Source organism: Synechococcus sp. R8-2 (assembly GCF_047461715.1).
GTDB lineage: Bacteria > Cyanobacteriota > Cyanobacteriia > Thermostichales > Thermostichaceae > Thermostichus.
The window spans coordinates 1-2,006 of record NZ_JANSHQ010000527.1 but is presented as its reverse complement, the minus strand read 5'-3'; the positions used below and the strand labels follow the sequence as shown (position 1 = coordinate 2,006).

Genomic DNA, 2,006 nt, shown 5'->3' with positions numbered 1-2,006 from the left:
GAAAAGGTAGGGATCAACACTATAAAATCTTGCGCTGGCAGAACCAGGGTGGTGATTGCTCGCCCCGGCAGATTGCGCACAAAACTTTACAATTTTGATCAAACCGGATCCCATATCTCCCATGGGGATCCCGGCTGTAAGCTTTACCTGAGGCTCCAACGAAGTTCAAGAAAGCCCAGCAGAATCAAGGTAGGGGATCTTGGGGATCCCGTTTTTTCATCCTCCCATTCAGCAACAATCTCTTCATCAAGCGGTGAAGTCTTGCCGAAGGTGAGCCAGGATCGGGGTAGAGCTCTCCAGGCGCTTTTTCCCTCACCCCTGCCCCCCTTGCAACGCGAGAAATTGGGTTAACTCATCCTCTTCATGTCACGTGCAGCAAGCGTCTCCAGTCCTTCCTTCTCAGGGGGGAAGAGGGAGAGTGGAATCCATAGCCCCAAGCTCGACGGCCCAGCAGTTGCAGCGGAGAAAGATCTGAGCAGCTCATCGTTTCTGGAGGTTGTGTATCGGTGATCAACCCATTCTCATCCTTCCGGTGGAGACATTCTTCTCGCTCTCCAGCTGGGATCCCAGAAGTTGAACCTCAGCCCCCAGACGCTTCCGATCCTTTTGCTTCCCAACGGGAGCAGATGGTCAAGAAACAGCTCATCAAACGAGGGATCCGAGATCCACGGGTACTGGAAGCCATGGGAAAAGTGCCGCGTCACCTTTTTGTCCCCTCTGATCTGCGGGATCGGGCCTACAGGGATTGCCCTCTGCCCATCGGCTATGGCCAGACCATTTCTCAGCCCTATATTGTTGCTTTTATGACAGAAGCTGCTCGCCTCACGCCTGAATCGGTGGTGTTGGAAATCGGCACCGGCTCCGGCTATCAGGCGGCTGTTTTGGCAGAGCTGGCCCGGCAAGTGTATAGCCTGGAGCGTCTGTCCCCATTGGCTGCTCAAGCTCAACAAACCCTCGCTGCCCTGGGCTATCGCAACGTGGAAGTGCGTCAGGGGGATGGCTACCAAGGTTGGCCAGAGCATGCTCCCTACGATGCCATTCTGGTGACGGCAGCGCCCCCAACTGTGCCGACGGTGCTGCTGGATCAACTGGCGGTGGGGGGCACCTTGGTGGTGCCGGTGGGAGAAAGCCCTTCGGACTCCGGTGCCCAGGGATCCCAGTCCTTGCTGATCCTCTGCAAAACAGCCCAAGGATGGGTTCAAAAAGGGGCTTTTCCGGTGCAGTTTGTGCCCATGGTCTAGGGTTTTGCCCCCTCTACTCCTGCCAAAAGGTGGGCGCGAATTTGCAAAGCCAATTGGGGACGGTCGGTAATCAACCCTTGAACAACGGGATTTTGTCCTACTGAGCCGGCAAATGGCTGCAAGCACAACTTCATCACTTCAGGATCGTTCACCGTCCAAACGTACAGAGGGATCCCGGCCTGTTCAGCTTCAGCCAAGAACTGCAAGTTCACCCAACTGTAGTGGGGGGCCAGAAAATCCGCTCCCAACTCCCGGCAACGGGTAAGTAAAGATCCCTTGGCTTGCTCCTCAGCCTTTGCCTCGATCAACAGGCCAACCTTGGGTTGCGGGGACAAAAGCGTTTTAACCCGCTGCACCACCTGAGGCAAAAAAGAGGTGATCACAAATTCTTCGGGGGTCAAAATATCGCTAACGAGGGCAAGGACTTGTTCCTCATAGCCTGCTTCTTTGAGTTCGATATCGAGGGTGATCTTGCCCTTGATATGTGACAGGGTCTCTTCAAGAGTGGGAATCGTGGGTTTGCGGGCCCGAATCTCGGCCCAAGTTAATGCGGCCAAAGGCTGTCCATCCAAATCGGCATCGTGAACAACCAGTGGGATCCCATCTCGGCTACAGCGCACATCCAGCTCAATTTGCTCGGCCCCCACCTCAATAGCGGCAGCAAAAGCGGCCAACGTGTTTTCCTCGGCGTGGGTGTGCTCCCCACGGTGGGCGACGATCTGGGTGCAGGGGAGCATGTCAGCACCTGATACATTTACGCTGAAC

The 2,006-nt window shown here is 55.5% G+C and carries 2 protein-coding genes; one reads left to right on the top strand and one right to left on the bottom strand.

The window, feature by feature from the left end:
* Nucleotides 1–506: 506 nt before the first annotated feature.
* Complete coding sequence (locus NW819_RS11965; RefSeq protein ID WP_414388957.1) at nucleotides 507–1,241, top strand: protein-L-isoaspartate(D-aspartate) O-methyltransferase; 735 nt, start codon at nucleotides 507–509, stop codon at nucleotides 1,239–1,241.
* Here the strand turns inward: NW819_RS11965 and NW819_RS11960 are convergent.
* On the bottom strand, nucleotides 1,238–2,006 hold a 769-nt coding region (locus tag NW819_RS11960), incomplete at its 5' end, for a glycerophosphodiester phosphodiesterase (RefSeq protein ID WP_414413876.1). The two genes, NW819_RS11965 and NW819_RS11960, sit on opposite strands and share 4 nt — an antisense overlap.